Annotated in this window: 16 protein-coding genes; 4 read left to right on the top strand and 12 right to left on the bottom strand. The window is 39.9% G+C overall.

What is annotated here, in order from left to right:
- Nucleotides 1–21 precede the first annotated feature (21 nt).
- Both MMP72_RS14585 and MMP72_RS14580 read right to left on the bottom strand, forming a co-directional pair.
- Nucleotides 22–1,197, bottom strand: a complete 1,176-nt coding sequence (locus MMP72_RS14585; RefSeq protein ID WP_241405999.1) for an acetate kinase — start codon at nt 1,195–1,197, stop codon at nt 22–24.
- A 375-nt stretch (nt 1,198–1,572) separates the two neighbouring features.
- Nucleotides 1,573–2,838 carry a glutamate-5-semialdehyde dehydrogenase gene (locus MMP72_RS14580; RefSeq protein ID WP_241405998.1) on the bottom strand — a complete coding sequence of 422 codons (1,266 nt, stop codon included), beginning with the start codon at nt 2,836–2,838 and terminating at the stop codon, nt 1,573–1,575.
- A 354-nt stretch (nt 2,839–3,192) separates the two neighbouring features.
- Between MMP72_RS14580 and MMP72_RS14575 the strand changes: the two genes are divergently transcribed.
- A complete protein-coding gene (locus MMP72_RS14575; protein WP_241405996.1) occupies nt 3,193–4,503 on the top strand; it encodes an alpha/beta hydrolase in 1,311 nt (436 codons plus the stop codon).
- A gap of 60 nt (nt 4,504–4,563) precedes the next feature.
- Here the strand turns inward: MMP72_RS14575 and MMP72_RS14570 are convergent, their stop codons facing one another.
- Together MMP72_RS14570 and nagZ are read right to left on the bottom strand one after the other, a co-directional pair.
- Complete coding sequence (locus MMP72_RS14570; protein WP_241405995.1) at nt 4,564–5,406, bottom strand: class I SAM-dependent methyltransferase; 843 nt, start codon at nt 5,404–5,406, stop codon at nt 4,564–4,566.
- A 337-nt stretch (nt 5,407–5,743) separates the two neighbouring features.
- Complete coding sequence (nagZ, locus tag MMP72_RS14565) at nt 5,744–6,763, bottom strand: beta-N-acetylhexosaminidase (RefSeq protein WP_241405994.1); 1,020 nt, start codon at nt 6,761–6,763, stop codon at nt 5,744–5,746.
- 249 nt (nt 6,764–7,012) lie between these two features.
- Here nagZ and MMP72_RS14560 point away from each other — a divergent pair, with 249 nt between their 5' ends.
- Nucleotides 7,013–9,196 carry a carboxy terminal-processing peptidase gene (locus tag MMP72_RS14560; protein ID WP_241405992.1) on the top strand — a complete coding sequence of 728 codons (2,184 nt, stop codon included), beginning with the start codon at nt 7,013–7,015 and terminating at the stop codon, nt 9,194–9,196.
- Between the two features lie 67 nt (nt 9,197–9,263).
- Here the strand turns inward: MMP72_RS14560 and MMP72_RS14555 are convergent, their stop codons facing one another.
- The 4 genes from MMP72_RS14555 to hflX all read right to left on the bottom strand — a co-directional run bounded on the left by MMP72_RS14555 (nt 9,264) and on the right by hflX (nt 12,226).
- A complete protein-coding gene (locus MMP72_RS14555; protein ID WP_241405991.1) occupies nt 9,264–9,710 on the bottom strand; it encodes a DUF2147 domain-containing protein in 447 nt (148 codons plus the stop codon).
- An 85-nt stretch (nt 9,711–9,795) separates the two neighbouring features.
- Nucleotides 9,796–10,464: an LrgB family protein gene (locus tag MMP72_RS14550; protein ID WP_241405987.1), complete on the bottom strand. Its 669-nt coding sequence runs from the start codon at nt 10,462–10,464 to the stop codon at nt 9,796–9,798.
- Nucleotides 10,465–10,475: 11 nt separating this feature from the next.
- Entirely contained in the window at nt 10,476–10,838 is a 363-nt protein-coding gene (locus MMP72_RS14545; RefSeq protein ID WP_241405986.1) for a hypothetical protein, read from the bottom strand.
- 44 nt (nt 10,839–10,882) lie between these two features.
- Nucleotides 10,883–12,226 carry a ribosome rescue GTPase HflX gene (gene hflX / locus MMP72_RS14540; RefSeq protein ID WP_241405984.1) on the bottom strand — a complete coding sequence of 448 codons (1,344 nt, stop codon included), beginning with the start codon at nt 12,224–12,226 and terminating at the stop codon, nt 10,883–10,885.
- A gap of 406 nt (nt 12,227–12,632) precedes the next feature.
- Between hflX and MMP72_RS14535 the strand changes: the two genes are divergently transcribed.
- Entirely contained in the window at nt 12,633–13,466 is an 834-nt protein-coding gene (locus MMP72_RS14535; protein ID WP_241405982.1) for a lysophospholipid acyltransferase family protein, read from the top strand.
- Here MMP72_RS14535 and MMP72_RS14530 read toward each other — a convergent pair.
- On the bottom strand, nt 13,459–15,087 hold the full coding sequence (locus MMP72_RS14530; protein WP_241405981.1) for a phospholipase D family protein: 1,629 nt from the start codon (nt 15,085–15,087) through the stop codon (nt 13,459–13,461). The two genes, MMP72_RS14535 and MMP72_RS14530, sit on opposite strands and share 8 nt — an antisense overlap.
- A 103-nt stretch (nt 15,088–15,190) precedes the next feature.
- Between MMP72_RS14530 and MMP72_RS14525 the strand changes: the two genes are divergently transcribed.
- Complete coding sequence (locus MMP72_RS14525; protein ID WP_241405980.1) at nt 15,191–16,201, top strand: metallophosphoesterase; 1,011 nt, start codon at nt 15,191–15,193, stop codon at nt 16,199–16,201.
- 49 nt (nt 16,202–16,250) lie between these two features.
- Here the strand turns inward: MMP72_RS14525 and MMP72_RS14520 are convergent, their stop codons facing one another.
- The 3 genes from MMP72_RS14520 to MMP72_RS14510 are packed head-to-tail and all read right to left on the bottom strand — an operon-like array spanning nt 16,251 to nt 18,453.
- Entirely contained in the window at nt 16,251–16,730 is a 480-nt protein-coding gene (locus MMP72_RS14520; RefSeq protein WP_241405978.1) for an OmpA family protein, read from the bottom strand.
- Between the two features lie 8 nt (nt 16,731–16,738).
- Nucleotides 16,739–17,962 carry a diguanylate cyclase gene (locus MMP72_RS14515; protein ID WP_241405976.1) on the bottom strand — a complete coding sequence of 408 codons (1,224 nt, stop codon included), beginning with the start codon at nt 17,960–17,962 and terminating at the stop codon, nt 16,739–16,741.
- A 5-nt stretch (nt 17,963–17,967) separates the two neighbouring features.
- A complete protein-coding gene (locus MMP72_RS14510; RefSeq protein ID WP_241405974.1) occupies nt 17,968–18,453 on the bottom strand; it encodes a YfiR family protein in 486 nt (161 codons plus the stop codon).
- Between the last annotated feature and the right edge of the window lie 342 nt (nt 18,454–18,795).

Genomic DNA, 18,795 nt, shown 5'->3' with positions numbered 1-18,795 from the left:
CCTTATTTTTTATCTATTTGCTTAAACGGTTTGCTCAAGAACTTGGCGTGTTTCTTTGGCAATACGACCTTCTTCATCGGTGGGAATCACCCAAATTTGTGGACCTGTACCTTTGTCGATACGACCTTCACTACCTCGAGCTAAAGTATTGTTTTTCTCTTGACTGAATTGCAATCCAAAGTGTGATAAATACGCTAAAGTTTTTTCACGTACATCGGTAGAATTTTCACCAATCCCACCCGTAAAGATTAAACCATCTAAGCGAGGTAGGGCACAACTTAATGCGGATAATGATTTTGCGAGTCGATAGCAGAACACTTCGATGGCAAGTGTTGCGCCTTCATGCCCATTTTCCGAGGCTTCAACCAAAGTACGCATGTCATTGGAGAGCCCTGATAAACCGAGTAAACCACTTTCTTTGTTGAGCATGCTATCAATTTTCTGGATATCCCAGCCTAAATTGTTAGATAGAAATAAAGCTAAGCTAGGATCAACATCGCCACTACGTGTGCCCATCACCACACCTTCAAGTGGGGTCATACCCATCGAGGTATCAAGGCTTTGTCCATTCCAAACCGCACAGGTTGAGCTACCATTGCCTAAGTGAGCACTGAGCCAACCGCCTTGGTTTTTCTGACCTGCTAACTCACTCGCACGCTCTGCGACATAGGCATGACTGGTACCATGGAAGCCATAACGACGGACTTGATGCTGATCATATAAAAATTGTGGTAATGCATAACGATATGCGCGTTCAGGCATGGTTTGGTGGAATGCAGTATCAAAGACAGCGACTTGAGGGAGTTGTGGAAATAATGCCATGGTTGCCTCAATCCCGATCAAATTTGCAGGATTGTGTAAAGGCGCAAGGGGAATCGCATCACGAATACGATCAATTGTTTGCTGGGTTAACTGCTCAGCGTGGGTCATATTGCCCCCATGCACCACCCGATGCCCAATGGCTTGGGGGTTATAATTAGATAAACGTGCGAGTAGGGTTTCTAATGCTTTGGCATGATCTGCATGGGGAATGGAGAGTTCAAGTGTTTCACCACCCAGCGTGATGCCTTTAATTCGAGCATCGGCTGCGCCCAAATTTTCTGCAAGACCATAAATACGATCTTCACGACGTTCTGAAATAAGCGCGTATTTAATAGATGATGAACCACAGTTTATTACGAGTACCGATATTGCCACGTTTGACCACCTAACAGATTCTAATTTTATGATGAGCACTTTGATTTGGCTGCAATAATTTAATGCAGTGAGGCCAAGTACCCGATATTCACATAGATGTTGTATTGGTCAAGAAATGTTTTAGCCAAGACAACTGATTTATAGATTTAAGTTCAGTATAGTTTGCAAATAAAGCGATCATTGGATTGATCTGTTCGTTTTACTCGGTTTTTTGTATGGAAATATGTAAAAACACGATAAAGATCAACTTAATGCGCTTTATCGTGTCGTCCATTTTTAATGTCAGTATTTGGTTATTTATAAATCTGAACATCGCTAGAGAATGAGGAACATTGTTCCGCAATTTCGCAAGAGCGATGCGGTCAGATAAATAAATTATTGACGGATTTGGCCATCTCCAAAAACGATCCATTTCTGAGAAGTTAAGCCTTCTAAACCAACTGGACCACGGGCATGAATCTTATCGGTTGAAATGCCAATTTCTGCACCTAGACCATATTCAAAACCGTCAGCAAAGCGTGTTGAAGCATTGATCATAACTGAGCTTGAATCAACACGTGCCAAGAATTCACGCGCCAGACTAAAGTTTTCCGTGATAATCGCATCAGTATGATGAGAACCATACTTATTGATATGTTCAATTGCCTCATTCATTCCTGTTACGACTTTCACCGCAAGGATTGGACCTAAATATTCGGTATACCAATCTTCTTCAGTCGCAGTTTTAACAGATACACCTAAAATACGTTGTGTTTCAGGGCAGCCGCGTAGCTCAACTTGTTTTTCAGCATAAAGCTCAGCAACACGAGGTAAGAATTCTTCAGCAATGGCTTCATCTACCAATAAGCTTTCCATGGCATTACAAACACCGTAACGATGTGTTTTGGCATTTAGCGCAATTGGTAAGGCTTTTTGTAGGTCGGCTTGTGCTTCAACAAATATGTGGCAGTTGCCATCTAAATGCTTAATCACAGGAATACGTGCCTCTTGGCTAATACGCTCAATCAGGCTTTTGCCGCCACGCGGTACAATGACATCGACATATTCGGTCATGGTAATCAAATGACCGACTGCTGCACGATCTGGTGTATCAATCACTTGAACCGCATGTTCAGGCAAACCAGACATTTGTAGACCATGTTGAATCGCGATAGCAATGGCCTTGTTGGATTCCAGTGCTTCTGAACCACCACGTAAAATAATCGCATTCCCTGATTTTAATGCCAATGAGGCAGCTTCAAGTGTCACATTCGGTCTTGATTCATAAATCATTCCAATTACACCGAGTGGAACACGCATTTTACCGAGTTGAATCCCCGATGGGCGATAGGCAAGATCTGTAATTTCCCCGATTGGATCTATAAGATGAATCACATCTTTTAGACCTTGTAACATCCCTTTAAAACGCGCAGGCGTTAGTTCCAAACGATCAAGCAAGGCATTGTCTAATTGACGTTGGCGCCCATTCTCCATATCAATTTGATTGGCTGCTAAAATTTGTGCTTGATTATTTTCTAAAGCCGTATAAATTGCAGACAAGGCATGGTTTTTCAAATGAGTTGATGCGCTGGTTAAAACACGAGACGCTTGACGTGCCTGAGTGCCTACCTGTTGCATATAGTTTTGAATAGAGTCTTGCATAGCATTTTGATGATTGCATGTATTTATAAAGATAGTAACAGTCAAATGCCGAACAATGAATAGGCGGAACTGACAATTCAAAAAAATTAAGAATGTTAATTGACGCAATTTTTTTTATTTTAGTGCGATGGGGATATTGAATATAGAGTTGAAATTACATATTTTGCAAAAGATTATTGGATCAAACAAGATAAGTGGTTAAGGAAATGATTGCGTATAAAACGTGCATTTGTATAGAATGAAAAAGTATAGGATAAATGTAAGACAAATTTTATAAATTTGTTAACGTGCAGGTAGAAATCGCTGACAATGAGATGCTTGCAACAGAAAAATAAACAAGGATGGAGGAAGGACATGAATTCCATTATCCAAATGGACTCGGATATAAATCATAGCTACACAGGCTTTGGTTTTTTTGACATCTACAATAAAAACAGTTTTAAGCAGCCAGCGCGTACCACGTGGATCGATGGTTGGAAAATTGAATATATGGCAATTGCAGATCCTAAAACGATCCACAATACGCCGATTGTAATTGTCGGGGGCGCATTTCAAAACTTTAACTCTTATAAGTATTGTGTTGAACAACTCTTTGAGAGTGGTCCTGTCATATTGATTGACTTACCGTCGATGGGTTCAAATCAACAAATTCGCAATGTTGATACAGGTGAATCAGCTTCAATTCTAGAATTGCCAGATTTATCTAAAATGCTTGGGCAATGGCTCGATATCGTTGGAATTGATAAAGTTTCAATGATGGGCATGTCATTAGGGTCTGTTATTGCATCTTCATTTGCGGATCAACGTCCAGAGCTGATGGAGCGTATGGTGTTGATGGGTGTCATGCAAAAGACCCGTAAAAGCTGGCGCATGTTGCTTGAAGAATCATTGCATTTAATGCGTGAAGATCGTATGGAGGAATTTGGTCAGGCGGTTATTCTGTATTTAGTCAATCATGCCAAACTAGATAAAACACGTATGTCGCCGACAGCGAAACGATTGTTCTTTAGACAGATGGCTGAGTTCAGTAGCACTGAGCGTGAGCGTTATGAAATTAACTGTAATCGTTTATTGCGCTTAAGTAATGTACCTGTTCCGCAATGTAAAACCTTAGTGGCAGCAGGACAGTACGATAGTTTTACTTTGCCGCATGAAAATGCAGATTTTGCTTTGCAGTGCCAAGATATGCAGTTTGCCTTGATTGCCAATGCAGACCACGTACCGCAATTGCAACGCCGTAAAGAAACCATGAATTTGTTTACTTCATTTCTGAAAGGTGAATCCATCGATAATCTTGATGGTATTATTTCGATGACACGTGAACAGATGCAACAAATTGAACGTCGTGGCGAAGAGCGTATTGCTGTTTTACAACCCGACACAAAGTTGACCCACCGTCATCTCGAAACTGAAACTGTTGTGAACATCGTCGATATCACCTTCTTTGGCGTCTATCTAAAACTAGATCATCTTGAGCAGCTTGATTTTGTGAGTCAGCATCCGCGTGACTTAGCCTTACATTTGGCTGATGAAGAGGGTGCGTTTAAGATCGAATGTTTAATTTTTGATGCGACTGAACAAGGGCTTCGTATTTTGTTTAAACATGGTAGTTTTGACGTTGCTGAACGTTTAACGCGTTTTATTGAGCGTCAAAAACAAGCTTAATTTTACAGAATTAAATTAAAAAAAGAGAAGTGGCGATTTGCGACTTCTCTTTTTTAGTCTTTAGGTATTGCTTGCTTGAATCATCCAAACCAGATCACCCAAATGCTGGTTATTATTTTCTAACGTGACTTGTTTAAAGAATTGTTTGGGTTGAAGCACTTCAACTTGTTTAAAGCCCGCCTCTTGGAAAAAGTGTTCAGCTTCTGCTGGTGTTTTGAAATGAAAGCTAAACGCACTACGTGACATCCATTTGAGTAAGCGACTGCTATTCCAGATAATTGTTGCGAGTTTATTTTGAGTCGGTTCAGGATAAATATCGGTTAAGTAATGTAGTGCTTTAAAGCCATGACCATAGATCGCAATCGACTTAATCAGTTGTTGTAACAGTGGTTTATCAAAATAGTTAATCAATCCTTCGCTAATAATAACCAAGGGGCGCTTTGGATCAAATGCTTCAAAAGCAGTGGCAAAAGCATCTGTGAATAAATCCACAGAAAGTACCTCATCAACAGGAGTCTCAATCTGTTGTAGGGCAGCTTGTTTTGTTGCGGCCATATCGGGCAGGTCGAGTTCGCGATAGGTGATATCTGGGTAGTGCTGTCTAAACCACCAGCCACGTGGGGATAATCCACAAGCAATTTCAAGCACTTGTAAATCAGGATGTTGTTCAATTAATACTTTTAAATGTGTATCGAGCATGGTGTGGCGTTGTTTTAGGGTGGTGCGCATGCTGCCACCAACATATTTCTCCGCCCAGCTTTCAATCGGATGAACTAAGGCAGCCAAGGTTTTTCCTTTTGCTGTTGCAAGTGCAGGGTGTGAAATCCCCATTTGATACCAAATATACCCCGTATAGTGCGCTGTAAATGAAATGTGGCGATGTTTCGAAAGTTGTTGTGTCATCTGTCCTAGACTCTATTTTTCCTAATTAGGATATATAAAATTAATCTCTTTTTTGAATTGAGATTTTTCCACCAAATCCGATTTTAGGTTTGTTATTTACTATCGTGGGGCGGCATGGATGCCACCGTTGGGCTGGTCTTGCGCTGCTTTCAAAGCGTTGCTTTGAAATTGCTCAGGATGTACCCCCAGCCTATGAGCAGCGACTAAAGCTGCGAAAATTTTTGCTTACTTTTCATCCCTGAAAAGTAAGTCGAGCCGAAGGCAAAATCCTTCAATTAGATGAGCACTCGGCAAGATTCCATCATGCTAATAAAACAATGAAAAAATCTAAGTAAAGTTAGAACGAATTCTTAAACTCTTCAATGACTTTTCTGACGTTTTGCCAGTTTTCATCTAAAGTCAGTGTTGTACCCACTTGGATATTTGGGATTTTACCGCGCATACGTTCTAAGCGTTGTTGATTTGGTAAAGCAAGTTGTTGAATGCCATCTAATGCAGTACATGCAGCAGCACGATCATTACAGACCAAGCCCATGTCACAGCCTGCGGTTAATGCCGCTTGGATACGTGCATCTGCACCACCTGCCACACATGCAGCTTGCATACTTAAATCATCAGAGAACAAGACACCGTCAAATTTAAGTTGTTGGCGTAAAATATTTTGTAACCAGAATGGTGAAAAACCTGCTGGGTTTGGATCGACTTGATCATAGATCACATGCGCAGGCATCAGTGCATCAAGCTGTGGCATGAGCTGAATGAAACTTTGCATGTCTTTATCATGGATTTCCTGATATGAACGACTATCAATCGCTGCTGCGACATGTGAGTCGGCTTTGACTGAACCATGTCCAGGGAAGTGTTTGCCTGTGGTTGCCATACCCGCTTTTTTCATTCCGCGCATAAAGGCATCTGCAAGCGGTACGATGTCTTGCATATTTTTGGCAAAACCACGATCACCGATCACATCACTGACATCATTTAGGTCTAAAACTGGAGCAAAACTAAAATCAATACCAACAGCAAGAACTTCAATTGCCATTAACCAACCACATTGTTCTGCGAGTTCAATCGCTTGTTGTGGGGCATTGAGATAATGCTCACCCAGTCGACCCATTGCTGGCAGTAGGGTAAAACCTTGTCTTAAACGTTGTACGCGTCCACCCTCTTGATCGACTGCAACCAGAATGTCAGGGCGGATTTGGCGCATATGATCCGTTAAGGCGCGAACTTGTTGCGGTGATTCAATATTTCGTGCAAATAAAATCATGCCACCAACTTGTGGCGCTTGTAATAATTCAATATCTTCTTGGGTGAGTTCTGTGCCAGCTATATCCAGCATCAATGCGCCGATCATAAGGATTCCGTTTGAATTTTGATAAAAAATTTGATGTAAAAAACGATAGCTAAATTGTGCAATGATTTGCTACATTTTGTCAGTACAGAATATGATAAAACTACATGATATTGATGATAAATACTTATTGAGACGTTATTTTTAACAACCAATGAGTTTTACAGGCTGATAAAATGCTGAATGAAATATGTTCATCTTGATGCGATCAGCGTGTAATAATTGCCATATCCAAGGAAGCACCAAAATTTTATGAAACTTCAAATGATAGCGTGTGCAGTTGCAATTGCGACTGGTGGTTTATTTTTCTCTCATACCATGAATGAGGCAATTGCGGCGACAGAAGCGCCTGCCGTTTCAACGGTGATCAAGCCATCACAAGAACAAGCATTGGTCGCACGTCAGTTAGCAACATTGGTTGATCGTCAACATTATCTCAATATGCGTTTGGATGCGACGACGTCAAAACGTATTTTAGATATGTATCTTGATAGCCTTGATCCTGATCATTCATTATTCTTAAGCAATGAAGTTGAAGATTATAAGAATAAATATGCTTCAAATTTTGGTGGCTCGCTGAAAGCAGGAAACCTAACAGGTCCTTTTGCGATTCATGCGCAATATCGTGAACGATTAAGAGAATTCTATGAGTTTATGTTGGCTGAATTAAAGAAGCCGCAAAACTTGCAGCAGAAAGATGTTTATTTGGATATCGATCGTGAGAAAGTTCCTTATTTCAATAGCAAAGCTGAACAACAAACTCATTGGCAAAAGATGTTGGTTTCACAACTGATTAATTTGACGATCAGTAAAGAAGAAGAGCAAGCCAAACAAAAAGCGTTAAAAGAGAATCCATCTCTTGCGAATGGTCAAGATTTGACTGGACCAGAAGATTTGACGCCTGTTCAAACACTGACGAAACGCTATACGCGTCAGTTGGAACGGATGGGACGGGTGAAAAGCGATGATGTGTTAGAAAAGACACTGAATGCGATGTTAGCGACCTATGATCCACACAGTAATTATTATCCACCGATTGATGCAATGGAGTTGAATCGCCAAACGACATTGCGTTTAGAAGGAATTGGGGTTTCGATTCGTCCTGAGCGTGGCAACGAAGATTACACTCGAATTGAAACCATTGTTGAGGGTGGCCCAGCAAGTAAATCAGGTCAAGTGAAATCAGGAGATCGCATTATTGGGGTTGCTCAAGATGGCGAGAAAATGGTGGATGTGATTGGTTGGCCAAGTTCGGAAATTGTGGGATTGATCCGTGGTAAACGTGGAACCAAAGTTGTTGTGCGCTTGTTAGGTACAGGCGCAGCAATGAGTCAGGCGCGTAACGTCACTTTGGTTCGCGATATCATTCAAGAAGAAGATGCGGGTGTTCGATCACGTACAGTTGATATTACACGGGATGGCAAAAAGCATGTCTTTGGTGTGATTGAAATCCCATCATTCTATTTTGATTACCGCTCACGTCGTGCAGGTACAGAATACCGTTCGGTTTCTGTCGATACTGCCAAAGCATTTGAAGCGCTGAAGGCGAAGAATGTTGACGGGATTTTGATTGATTTACGCAATGATCCGGGTGGTTCATTAGAAGAAGTTGCGCGTATGTTAGGGCAAGTGATCAAATCAGGTCCTGTTGTACAGATCCGTGATGGCAATGGCAATGTCAACGTCTTTGAAGATACGGATGGCGGTGCACAAACGTATGCAGGTCCATTAGCGGTTCTTGTAAACTTGGCTTCTGCATCGGCAAGTGAGATTTATTCTGCTGCGATTCAAGATTATGAGCGTGGTATTGTGATTGGCAGCACCACCACTGGAAAAGGTACGGCACAGGTTCAGCTGGATTCATTGGCTTATGGGCAAGCGACGCTGACACAGCGTAAATTCTATCGTGTGACTGGTGGAAGTACCCAAAATAAAGGGGTAATCCCAGATATTAAATTGGTTGATATTTACAATGAAGAATTTGGTGAGCGTAAAGCGAAAAATGCTTTGAAATGGGATACGATTCCAACCGCGCCGTTCAAGCGAGAAGGTTCAGTACAACCTTATGTGGCTAAACTGGCACAGTTTTCTGCTGAGCGTGTTGCAGCAGATTCTCAGTTTAAATACTTAGAAGAACGTAAGGCAATTGCTCAGAAAACCTCTGCTCAGAAGCGGGTTGTGCTGGATATAAACCAACGTCGTGCAGAGTTGATTGATTTAGAGCAACAAACCTTAAATGCAGAAAACCAGCGTCGTTTAGCAACAGGTCAAACGCCTTACGCAAATTGGGAAAGCTATCAAGCCTCAATTGATGCACTGGTTGAGTCGCGCGCTAAGATGAAAGCGCACCAACGCCCAGCGTTGCCAGAAGAAGAGACCTTTGTCACTGAGGCTGCCAATGTACTTTTAGATTATGCCAAATTACAAGGACGTTAATTTCGTCATTGTCCTTGATAAAAAAAGCCCTATTAAACAATAGGGCTTTTTTTATTTCAGCAGTTTTTTAATCTGCACGAATCCAAATTTGATTGCGACCTAGCGCAGAAACACCTAAATAACCACGCAAGTGTAAGCGCTTACCATTGGCATTGAGTTTAGCTCGCATACTATAAATTTTTCCGGTATTTGGATCAAGAATACGACCATTGGTATAGTTTAAGCCTTCGCTATACTTTAATCCTGTAACCACATCTAAACCTACAATTGGTTTATCGGTATAAGGAGCGGGGCAATCTATACATTTTTCCTTTGGTGTATAGCCTATACGAGGAGTCAGTTTTACTATTTTCCCTGTATAGGTTCCATTCGTTTCTTGGCGAATTTCAACTAAAGCTTTCGGCGCACCTGTTTTGTCATCAATACTTTGCCACATACCTGTAATATCGATTGCAAAAGTAAAACTGCTGATTGCCGATAAAAATAAAGTACTTATTAATTTTTTCCCCATCATCAAAAATCCATTTAATGTTCAAGTGTTCTATTATGGGTGATTTGTAATAACCAGTTCAATATTAATCTGGGATTTGTGACAAAAATTATGATAAAGATAAAATAAAGGTGGGTAACCAAATGGCTGTAAAGACACCATTAACTGCCATGCCAAATGCTGCATACCGCCCAGCCACTGGACCGCGCTGCCATGCTTGAGCAGTACCGATAGCATGAGCGGCCAAACCTAAAGCCAAACCAGAGGCACGTTCATCATGGATGTGCTTTAAGATCCAAGGTGAAAAGGCTGCGCCAATGACACCAGATAAAATTACGATCAGCGTCACCATCATCAACGGCGCATGTAATAGGGTGGCAATATTTAGAGCGATAGGTGTGGTTACAGCACGCGTTGCGAAAGCCATAATGGTTGGCTCAGACATATGTAATAAGTATGCTAGCCCCATAGGTAAGGCAACCGCACTAATACTCGCAAAGCATAAAATTCCAAGCATAGATTTAATCGGTAGATCATCATAACGCATGGCAGCCAAAGGAATTGCTAAGGCGACAGTGACATAACCCAGTAGATGATTAAACGTACTATCGACGCTATGCATATATTGCTCATAGGGAATGCCTAGAATGAACAATAATCCAATCACAATAAACATGGCAAAGACAATTAAAGGAACTTGAGGGATTTTTTTATTCAGCGGTTTTGCGATGAGATAGCTGATGAGTGTGATGATGAATCCGTAAATAATCATGAACATGCGCAAGACCTCTATAACCAGCGTTTTGCCATTTTGGCGTAAATCCATAATGGCAATAATGTACTTAAGGTTAAGACAAATAAAAATACAGGAATTTCTTTACCTAAGTGAACCAACATAATCAATGAACCTGCACAAATAGGCAGGAATGCGAATGCACTTTCTTTCATGATTTTGTTGTTGGTATCAATCAGGCGATTAGAAATTTTTCTAAACCTTCTCCAAATCAATAAGGTTGTCAGCAAGCCAATGAGTCCGACTAAATTTCCTAATTCAGGGTGATGAAAGACCTTGGTGATTGCGACAGCACCTTCACGAAATACAATAATCAATAAAATCGTGTAAAACCAAGCTGTCCAGTCAATCTCTTTCATGTGATCTCTTACTCTTGTTTATCTGAATGATGGCTGATTTTCAATTATTGTCGTGGATGTTCTATCTCAAACTCTTCCAAAGTGCGTTGGAATAATGAGGCTTTTTTCCCTAAAATTTCGTCTAATGGTAAATGTGCTTGTTTAATGAGTTGCTCTAATTTCTGTGGAGCAATACGGATCGACAGATGCAAATCACCATGATCATCATGATACTCAGATTGAATAACGTTGAGGCTATATAATTGGGTACGTAGTTTGCCATAAGCAGGTTTGAGAACTAAATCGAATTGTTGTAATTGTCCCATTAAACATTGTTGTACGGCTTGGCTGAGTAATTCCAATCCTTGACCAGAATGGGCTGATAAATAAACACGATCTGGAAGATCAGGTGCTTTATATAGGATTTTTGCGGCATCCCCGCTCAGGTCAATTTTATTATAAACATGCAAAATTGGCGCGTCTGCTCCAATCTCTTTCAGAACAGATTCTACAGCTTCGATCTGCTCAGACATATTGGTGCTGCTACTATCAATCACATGCAACAGCAAGGTTGCTTCTAATGTTTCTTCCAATGTTGCTTTGAATGATTCGACTAAATCATGTTGTAGATTTCTGACGAATCCTACGGTATCGGCAATAACGACTGCACCAATACCATCCCAGTCGAGACGACGTAAAGTCGGATCGAGTGTTGCGAAAAGCTGATCTGCGGCATACACATCACTTTTTGCTAAAATATTAAATAAAGTCGATTTGCCTGCATTGGTATAGCCCACGAGAGAAATGGTTGGGATGGCAGCCTTTTGACGCGCGGCACGACCTTGTAAACGAGTTTGTTGTACTTTAACCAGTTTATCTTTGAGCTGGGTAATACGAACTCGAATCAGTCGACGGTCTGTTTCCAATTGTGATTCACCGGGACCACGTAGACCAATCCCCCCTTTTTGTTGTTCTAGATTTCCAGTAAAACCACGAATGAGACGTGTCGACAAATGTTTCAGTTGAGCCAATTCAACTTGTAATTTACCTTCATGGGTACGTGCACGTAATGCGAAGATATCTAAAATCAAGCCTGTACGATCAATGACACGACATTTTAGAATTCGTTCTAAATTGCGTTCTTGAGCAGGGGATAAGGCATGGTCAAAAATGACTAATTCTGCTTCGAGACTTTGGACTGATGCTGCAATTTCCTCGACTTTGCCTGAACCAATAAAGAATTTCGGATCAGGTCTATTTCGTTGTACAGTGATATGTTCTAGGATATCAGCGCCTGCGGATTGAGCGAGTAATCGGAATTCTTCGCCATCAAGATCATCAAGCAATTGGACAGATACACTCACCAAAATTGCACGTTCACCGCCTTGATGTTGTTCTAAATATTCCACGCTGTTGTCATACCTTTGACATTAAAGTCCTATTCTAAGATAAACTGAAAGCAAAGGGCAAAAACTGAGTGGATTTATATAATATTCCTACGCAAAAGCTCTATAAACCCAACCAAGGTGCCTAGGTATAAGATAGACCAGCCTAAAAACATTTTTAAAGCATAGCCATAAGGGATTGTGGTGTGTTGGTCCGTTGTTTTGCTGGGTTGATTCATTTGATTACCTGCTTATCTGCAAATCCTATTAACTTACAATAACTGATCTAAGCAGTCGTTTGAAATTGAAAAAAATTATGCTTATATTCGGTTTTTATTATCGAGCTAACTTTTATAACAGGATAGCGGCATGATATAACTGGGCTATATACATGTTCAGTATTGACTGACCCTATGGTTTTAATGATTTTATGACTCAAGACGCAATAGTAGAAAAAGGCAACTCACCATTAAGTTTATTCTCCAAATTTAATTTATATAGTAGAAAGCTGGCTTCAGGTCTAGAAACCATTGGTGAAGGTTTCTATCTTATTTATCGTCATGGTTTATATAAAGATCCCAATAACCCTGTAAACACACGTTATGTACAGTATTTCTGTCGTCGTTTGTGTGAGGTGTTTAATATTGATGTACAAGTGCATGGCACAATCCCACGAGAACCAGCGTTATGGGTGAGCAATCATATCTCATGGTTAGATGTTGCTGTCCTTGGTTCAGGTGCTCGAATTTTCTTCTTGGCCAAAGCTGAAGTTGAAAAATGGCCTATTCTTGGCAATATCGCCAAGGGCGGTGGGACGTTATTTATCAAACGTGGCTCTGGCGATTCACTTCGAATTCGAGAGCAGATCACCGAGTTTTTAAAAAAAGACATTCCTGTGCTGTTTTTTCCTGAGGCAACCACAACAGATGGTCGAAATGTCAAAAAAGTGCATGGGCGTTTATTGGGAGCAGCCATTGAAGCACAACGACCTGTACAAATCTGTGTGATTTGCTATGTGAATCAGCAAGGCGAGCTCGATATGGTCGCTCCATTTATTGGTGCAATGACTTTTGTGGAACATGTGCAACGTGTTCTGGAAATGCCGAGAGTAACTGCCCATTTACTGACACTTCCCGCGATTTCGGTAGAAGGACATACCGTTGATACATTAACAAAAGAAGTGGATGCAAAAATGCGTGAGGGATTAAAGCAATTGCAACGTAAAGTTTTGGCGGTACTACCGAAAGATGAAGAAACTACATAAAACCTTCGATTGGTAGCCATGAAATTATTTTAACGCCTGCTTTTTGCCACCATTTCATTCGAGGTTCTTTGGTGTAGATGATCGGACCTTGAGGTGTTTGACGATGCCAAGTAATTTTTTTATTGGCATCCAAAACCAATTTATACGCATATTTGCTCAGGTTTTGGTCCATGGTGCTATGCACTTCTTGTGCTAGGGCGGGGCTATTGAGCAATACCCCAATTTCTGTATTTAAATAAGCAGAGCGGGGATCAAAGTTAAAAGAACCAATAAAAACTTGTTTTTCATCAAGCGCCATAAGTTTGGCATGTAAACTAGAACGACTTAAGCCTTTGATACTGACTTTGGCTTTTTTGGCAAGTTCTTCAGTACGCTTATCGAGGTCACTTTTGTCTATAGCGGGCAAGAATTCATAAAGCTGAACACCCTTTTCAAGTAATTCTTGGCGATATTTTCCATAAAAAGCATGTACAACAGCAACATCATTGGCTTTAAAGGAATTAGTTAATACTCTCACTTCTATGCCGTCTTGAGCCAAGTCCGTTAAAATTTTTGCGCCTTTCTTCTCTGGTACAAAATAAGCAGAAATTAAATCAATATTTTTTTCTGGTTGCTCCAAATGATTGAGTAGCTGGAAGTTAAGATGTTCTTCTTTTTTTGCTTTCGACTTGATTTTGTCAGGTGAATCTTTAACAACTTCCGCTTTGACCCAATTAAGAGAAATCTCCTGCCTCATCAGTGCATGAATGGTTTGAGAATGATTGGTGATATCTAAATAGTTTTGTACTGTGACCAGTTTGTAGTGTTCATCAAGTTGATGTTTTAAGCTTTCATAGCTAAGTCGGTGTGACCGCTGTTTCACGATTTCCCGTACATCATAGGCATATTCGTGTTTCCAGTAATCGTCAAAAGATTCTGAAATATCTTTTACCGCCGTGCCAAATAACATGACATCTACATCAGAAAACTGATAATTTTCACTGACATTGTAATATTGGTTGGTCATATTGCGCCCGCCAATCAATGCAATCTGATGATCCGCAATAAAACTTTTATTATGCATCCGTCGATTGATACGCTTTAAATCCAAAATCATATCAACGGCACGGTATTTGCGAAAACGGTAGGGATTAAATAATTTGATTTCAATATTTGGATGTTGTGCTAAAGCGAGGAAAATACCTTCAGTTTGTTTTGCATTATTATCATCAATTAATAGCCTTATTTTGACACCACGATCTGCGGCACGAATTAATGCATGTAAGGCGAGCGCACCAACTTTATCATTGTCCCAAATATAATATTGTAAATCTAAACTTTTCTCAGCTTTGTCTATGAGGCTAAGGCGTGCAGATAGGGCTTCTAATGGTTCGAATAAAACATGGTAGCCTGTGAGTTCAGGGTGTTGTTCTTGTATCGGTTGAATGATTTGAGCGAGTGATGTCTGGGAATGATCAACTTGAAATGTTGTTTGGGGTGTAGGTAGTGTTTTATGTTTGGGTAACGTACTACAGCCTGTCGCAGTAAGTACAATGGTGCAATAGATCGCAAGCATGTTTTTATTGTAAGCTGTTGTGCTTATCTTTGTATGTTTGCGATTAAAATGAGAAGATTGCGCCATAATCGTTACTGATTAAAAGTTGGGCTTGAGTATACCATTTCATCGAAAAAGATAAATATAAGATGAGATGGATGTCCCTAAAGTAAAGTTAAAGAGGACGTTAATGTCGAATTCAGATCCTATTATTATTGGTTTTTATCTTATTTTTGCAATTCTAGCGCTTTGGGCATTTATTCAAGCGTGGATCCATCAAGCACGCACGGAAACGATTCACCCTTTCAAAGCTTTTGTGCATTTACTCGCTTTTTATCTGTCTTATTTACTGGTGCCACTTTGGTTTTTTAGCCTATATGCAGGTTGGTCTGGATATTACAACTTACATCAAGCGGCTTTTGTTTTTCTACTCAGTAGCGTGTTGGTGTATGCGCGTTTTATTGAGCCACATCAAATTCATATCAAATACCATCAGTTTCGTTTAAATCCAAAGCGTGAGTTCACACAACCCATCAAAGTTGCGTTGGTTGCGGATATGCATGTGGGATTATTTTCAGGTCACGAGCGTCAATTAAAAAGTATTGTCAAAAAGTTGAATCAAGCACAGCCTGATTTAGTGGTGGTGGCTGGTGATTGGACGTATGAACCAGAAAATCGACTGGTTCAGGAGCTTGCGGTTTTGAAGAAGCTGCAAATGCCTGTTTATTCTGTTCCTGGAAATCATGATGAACAATATCCAGGCCCTCCAATTCAAAGCCTGTTAAGTGAAGCATTGGCACAAAATAATGTCATTGATATTGAAAGTAAGATCGTTGATTTTGCAGAGTTTCGTCTGATTGGTGTTGGTGACTTATGGGCAGGTAAGGCCAATATGCGCTTTATGCCAGATTTGCCACAGGATAAACCATGGCTAATTTTATCGCATAATCCAGATACTGTAGATATGGTGCCTGAGTTACCCATACGACCATTGATGCTTTCTGGTCATACCCATGGCGGACAGATCGAGTTGCCATGGATCACCAGTTATATTATGAAAAAAGTGTCTATTCTTGGACATAAAAAAGGTTTTTATTCGCATGAACATGCGGATGTTTTTGTGACTGTCGGTACGGGGATGGTAGGCGTTCCATTTCGTTTCAGAGTTCCACCGACCATAGATATTATCGAATTGATTTAAATAAAAAAGCCAACTGCAATTGAGTTGGCTTTTTTACAATGGCTAAGTCTTATGGAATGATAATAACCGCGACTCGACGATTGTTAGCACGATTTTGTTCAGATGTATTTGGTGCATATGGCTGGCTTGAACCACGACCCAACACGGTCAAATTGTTTTGTTTGAAGCCTTGGCTAATAAAGATAGAAGAAACACTTTGGGCACGTTCTTCAGATAAATTTTGATTATATTCTGGATTACCAATATCATCGGTATGACCTACAATTTTTAACTTCTGTAGATTGTATTTACTTAATTGATTGGCAAGACGAATAATCTCTTTTTGATGATCAGTTTTGATGTCTGCTTTATTAAAATCAAATAATAAACGCTCAGGCAAACCCAAACTCCAGCCTTCTTCCGTTAAAACGAAACCTTCTTGTTTTAACATTTTGACCTGACGATACTTTAAAGGGCCAAAACTCAAACAGCCAGCCAGTGTTAGGCAAAGTAATGCAATAAATGAAATTTTAAGGGAGTGAGTGCGCATAACATATCCTAAATTTCTGGTTTATAAAGAAACCAATGAGGGTTTAAGTTTTTAGCTTTATACATGGCTTGATCTGCTTGCATCACCAGATCTTCAGGATTCTCAGCAAACTGGGAAAACGCGATTCCTAAACTAAAGCCAAAATGAATCGTTTGACCATTAAAAATTAATGGTTCTTTGCAACTAGCAAGTAAGTTTTCGGCAATTGCTTGTAAATGGTCAGCGTGATGGATAGCATGCAAAATAATTGCAAACTCATCACCACCTAAGCGAGCAATAAAGTCTTCTTGGCGAACAGAGTGTTGCAAGCGTGAAGCCATTTCGGCTAAAACGGCATCTCCTGCCAAATGACCATATTGATCATTAATGATTTTAAACTTGTTATTGTCTAAAAATAATAATGCCGAGTTGTGACGATATTGTGGGTTTTCAAAAATATTAAACAATTCTTGATAGAAATAATTACGATTGGGTAGACCCGTCAATTGATCGTGATGTGCTTGGAATGAAAGCTGGCGATTCTCCTTCTGTAAATGCGTATGCCAAATTTGAATTTCTTCTAAGAGTTCGTTAAATACTGTATTTAAATTCTGAAACTCTCTAATCGGGTTATTCGGGAAACGTAAATTATAAGCTTTTTGGTCACTCACTAACTGAGCAATATGGGTGAGTGGTTTAATCGCTTGCATAATTTGACGATAGGTCAGATTGATCGACCACCACAATGCAATCACAATGAAAAGCATTGAAATTGCTAAACCAATAATAATGGTCTTTAGAAAATGTAAAATATTCTCAGAACTACCATAGAGTACTAACTCACCCACTTGCTTTTTATGATGAACAATATTGAGTTGAACTGGATCATGTAAAAACCATGTATCCAATAAACCTTGTAGGAAGGGCGTATGTTCTATTGTTTTATGACTTTCGGCGAGTAATTGGTTTTGAGGGTCGTAGACATGAATACTGCGAATCGCATGCCCCGTTGTATAGTCAGCCAAGATCTGGTCAATCGTCCCTTTATCTCTAAAAACAACCGCGGGTTGAATCCGCTCAAGTACGGTTTGGCTTAAGAGTTGTAGATTCTGTTTTGCATAAGTTTCCATGGTAAACATAGAAATCGTGGCAAAAGTAAATGAGCAAATAACGAAAGTAATTGCAAAAATTGTAAATTGCGATTTACGGAATAACGCATGTAAAGAGGTTGACTGATATAAACTTGAAATCACTCCGCTTACTCCGCGTTCTTTGCCAAGAGCAGAACTCGAGGATCAATATGAACTTTGGAATCACTCAAAGCATCCAAATTAACCTTAAATGTTGAAAAGTTTTTTTTATTATATAAACAAAAAATACTTCCAACTTCACATGCTGGGTTATTGGCGCTTAATGAAAGCAATGAGCGAGAAGGGTATGACTGAATTAAACTATGTTGTTGTTGTGGTGAGGTCGTAGAAAAGTACACGACATGACAGTCTGTTTTTGTAAAGTCTTTAATATTGACAGGCAACACTTGGTAATCATAGGCGAGTTGTCGAATATTTACTTGAAACTGAGCTGCAGCTTCAGAGTTGTCAAGTACGCAGATTGTTGGGCGAGTTGTATTCGACCATTTACTATAACTTAAGATGGATAAAGCCAACTCATAGAAACTATGGTTTGAAGTGGCGTAGCAAAACTGGCTCGTAGAACATAAGACTACGAACAATAGATATTGCATTTTTTTTAAAACAAACCGTATCTTCAATCAAAAAAGCCAAAAGTGTGAACCAATGAACATATTCTACTGGACTTAATTGTTTAAAAATAGTTCTTAATGACGAAGAAAAGACATTAAAGGTAACTCATGAGTTCAAAAAACACTCACTTAAGCAAAAAAATCAAAAAATGGGGTTGCGCCGTTACTGGAATGCTGTAGAATGCACATCCATCGGCGGTGATGCGGATAAAAACTTGTTGATAAACAAGGATTTGGATCGAAAGGTTAGATTCTTGGAATTGAGAATAAGTTTTAAAAATATCTAAATTGCCTGTTGACTTTTAAGAGATTGAGAGTAATATA

It is taken from the genome of Acinetobacter sp. NIPH 2699 (assembly GCF_022549355.1).
Taxonomy (GTDB): Bacteria; Pseudomonadota; Gammaproteobacteria; order Pseudomonadales; family Moraxellaceae; genus Acinetobacter.
This window is presented reverse-complemented; position numbering and strand designations above follow the sequence as displayed.

What these genes read in the sequence shown, in the direction of transcription:
- MMP72_RS14560 (WP_241405992.1), top strand. Translation starts at nt 7,013, where the DNA reads ATGAAACTTCAAATGATAGCGTGTGCAGTTGCAATTGCGACTGGTGGT.
- MMP72_RS14530 (WP_241405981.1), bottom strand. Translation starts at nt 15,087, where the DNA reads ATGGCGCAATCTTCTCATTTTAATCGCAAACATACAAAGATAAGCACA.
- MMP72_RS14545 (WP_241405986.1), bottom strand. Translation starts at nt 10,838, where the DNA reads ATGAAAGAGATTGACTGGACAGCTTGGTTTTACACGATTTTATTGATT.
- MMP72_RS14575 (WP_241405996.1), top strand. Translation starts at nt 3,193, where the DNA reads ATGAATTCCATTATCCAAATGGACTCGGATATAAATCATAGCTACACA.
- MMP72_RS14535 (WP_241405982.1), top strand. Translation starts at nt 12,633, where the DNA reads ATGACTCAAGACGCAATAGTAGAAAAAGGCAACTCACCATTAAGTTTA.
- MMP72_RS14520 (WP_241405978.1), bottom strand. Translation starts at nt 16,730, where the DNA reads ATGCGCACTCACTCCCTTAAAATTTCATTTATTGCATTACTTTGCCTA.
- MMP72_RS14525 (WP_241405980.1), top strand. Translation starts at nt 15,191, where the DNA reads ATGTCGAATTCAGATCCTATTATTATTGGTTTTTATCTTATTTTTGCA.
- MMP72_RS14550 (WP_241405987.1), bottom strand. Translation starts at nt 10,464, where the DNA reads ATGTTCATGATTATTTACGGATTCATCATCACACTCATCAGCTATCTC.
- MMP72_RS14570 (WP_241405995.1), bottom strand. Translation starts at nt 5,406, where the DNA reads ATGACACAACAACTTTCGAAACATCGCCACATTTCATTTACAGCGCAC.
- MMP72_RS14555 (WP_241405991.1), bottom strand. Translation starts at nt 9,710, where the DNA reads ATGATGGGGAAAAAATTAATAAGTACTTTATTTTTATCGGCAATCAGC.
- MMP72_RS14510 (WP_241405974.1), bottom strand. Translation starts at nt 18,453, where the DNA reads ATGCAATATCTATTGTTCGTAGTCTTATGTTCTACGAGCCAGTTTTGC.
- nagZ (WP_241405994.1), bottom strand. Translation starts at nt 6,763, where the DNA reads ATGATCGGCGCATTGATGCTGGATATAGCTGGCACAGAACTCACCCAA.
- MMP72_RS14580 (WP_241405998.1), bottom strand. Translation starts at nt 2,838, where the DNA reads ATGCAAGACTCTATTCAAAACTATATGCAACAGGTAGGCACTCAGGCA.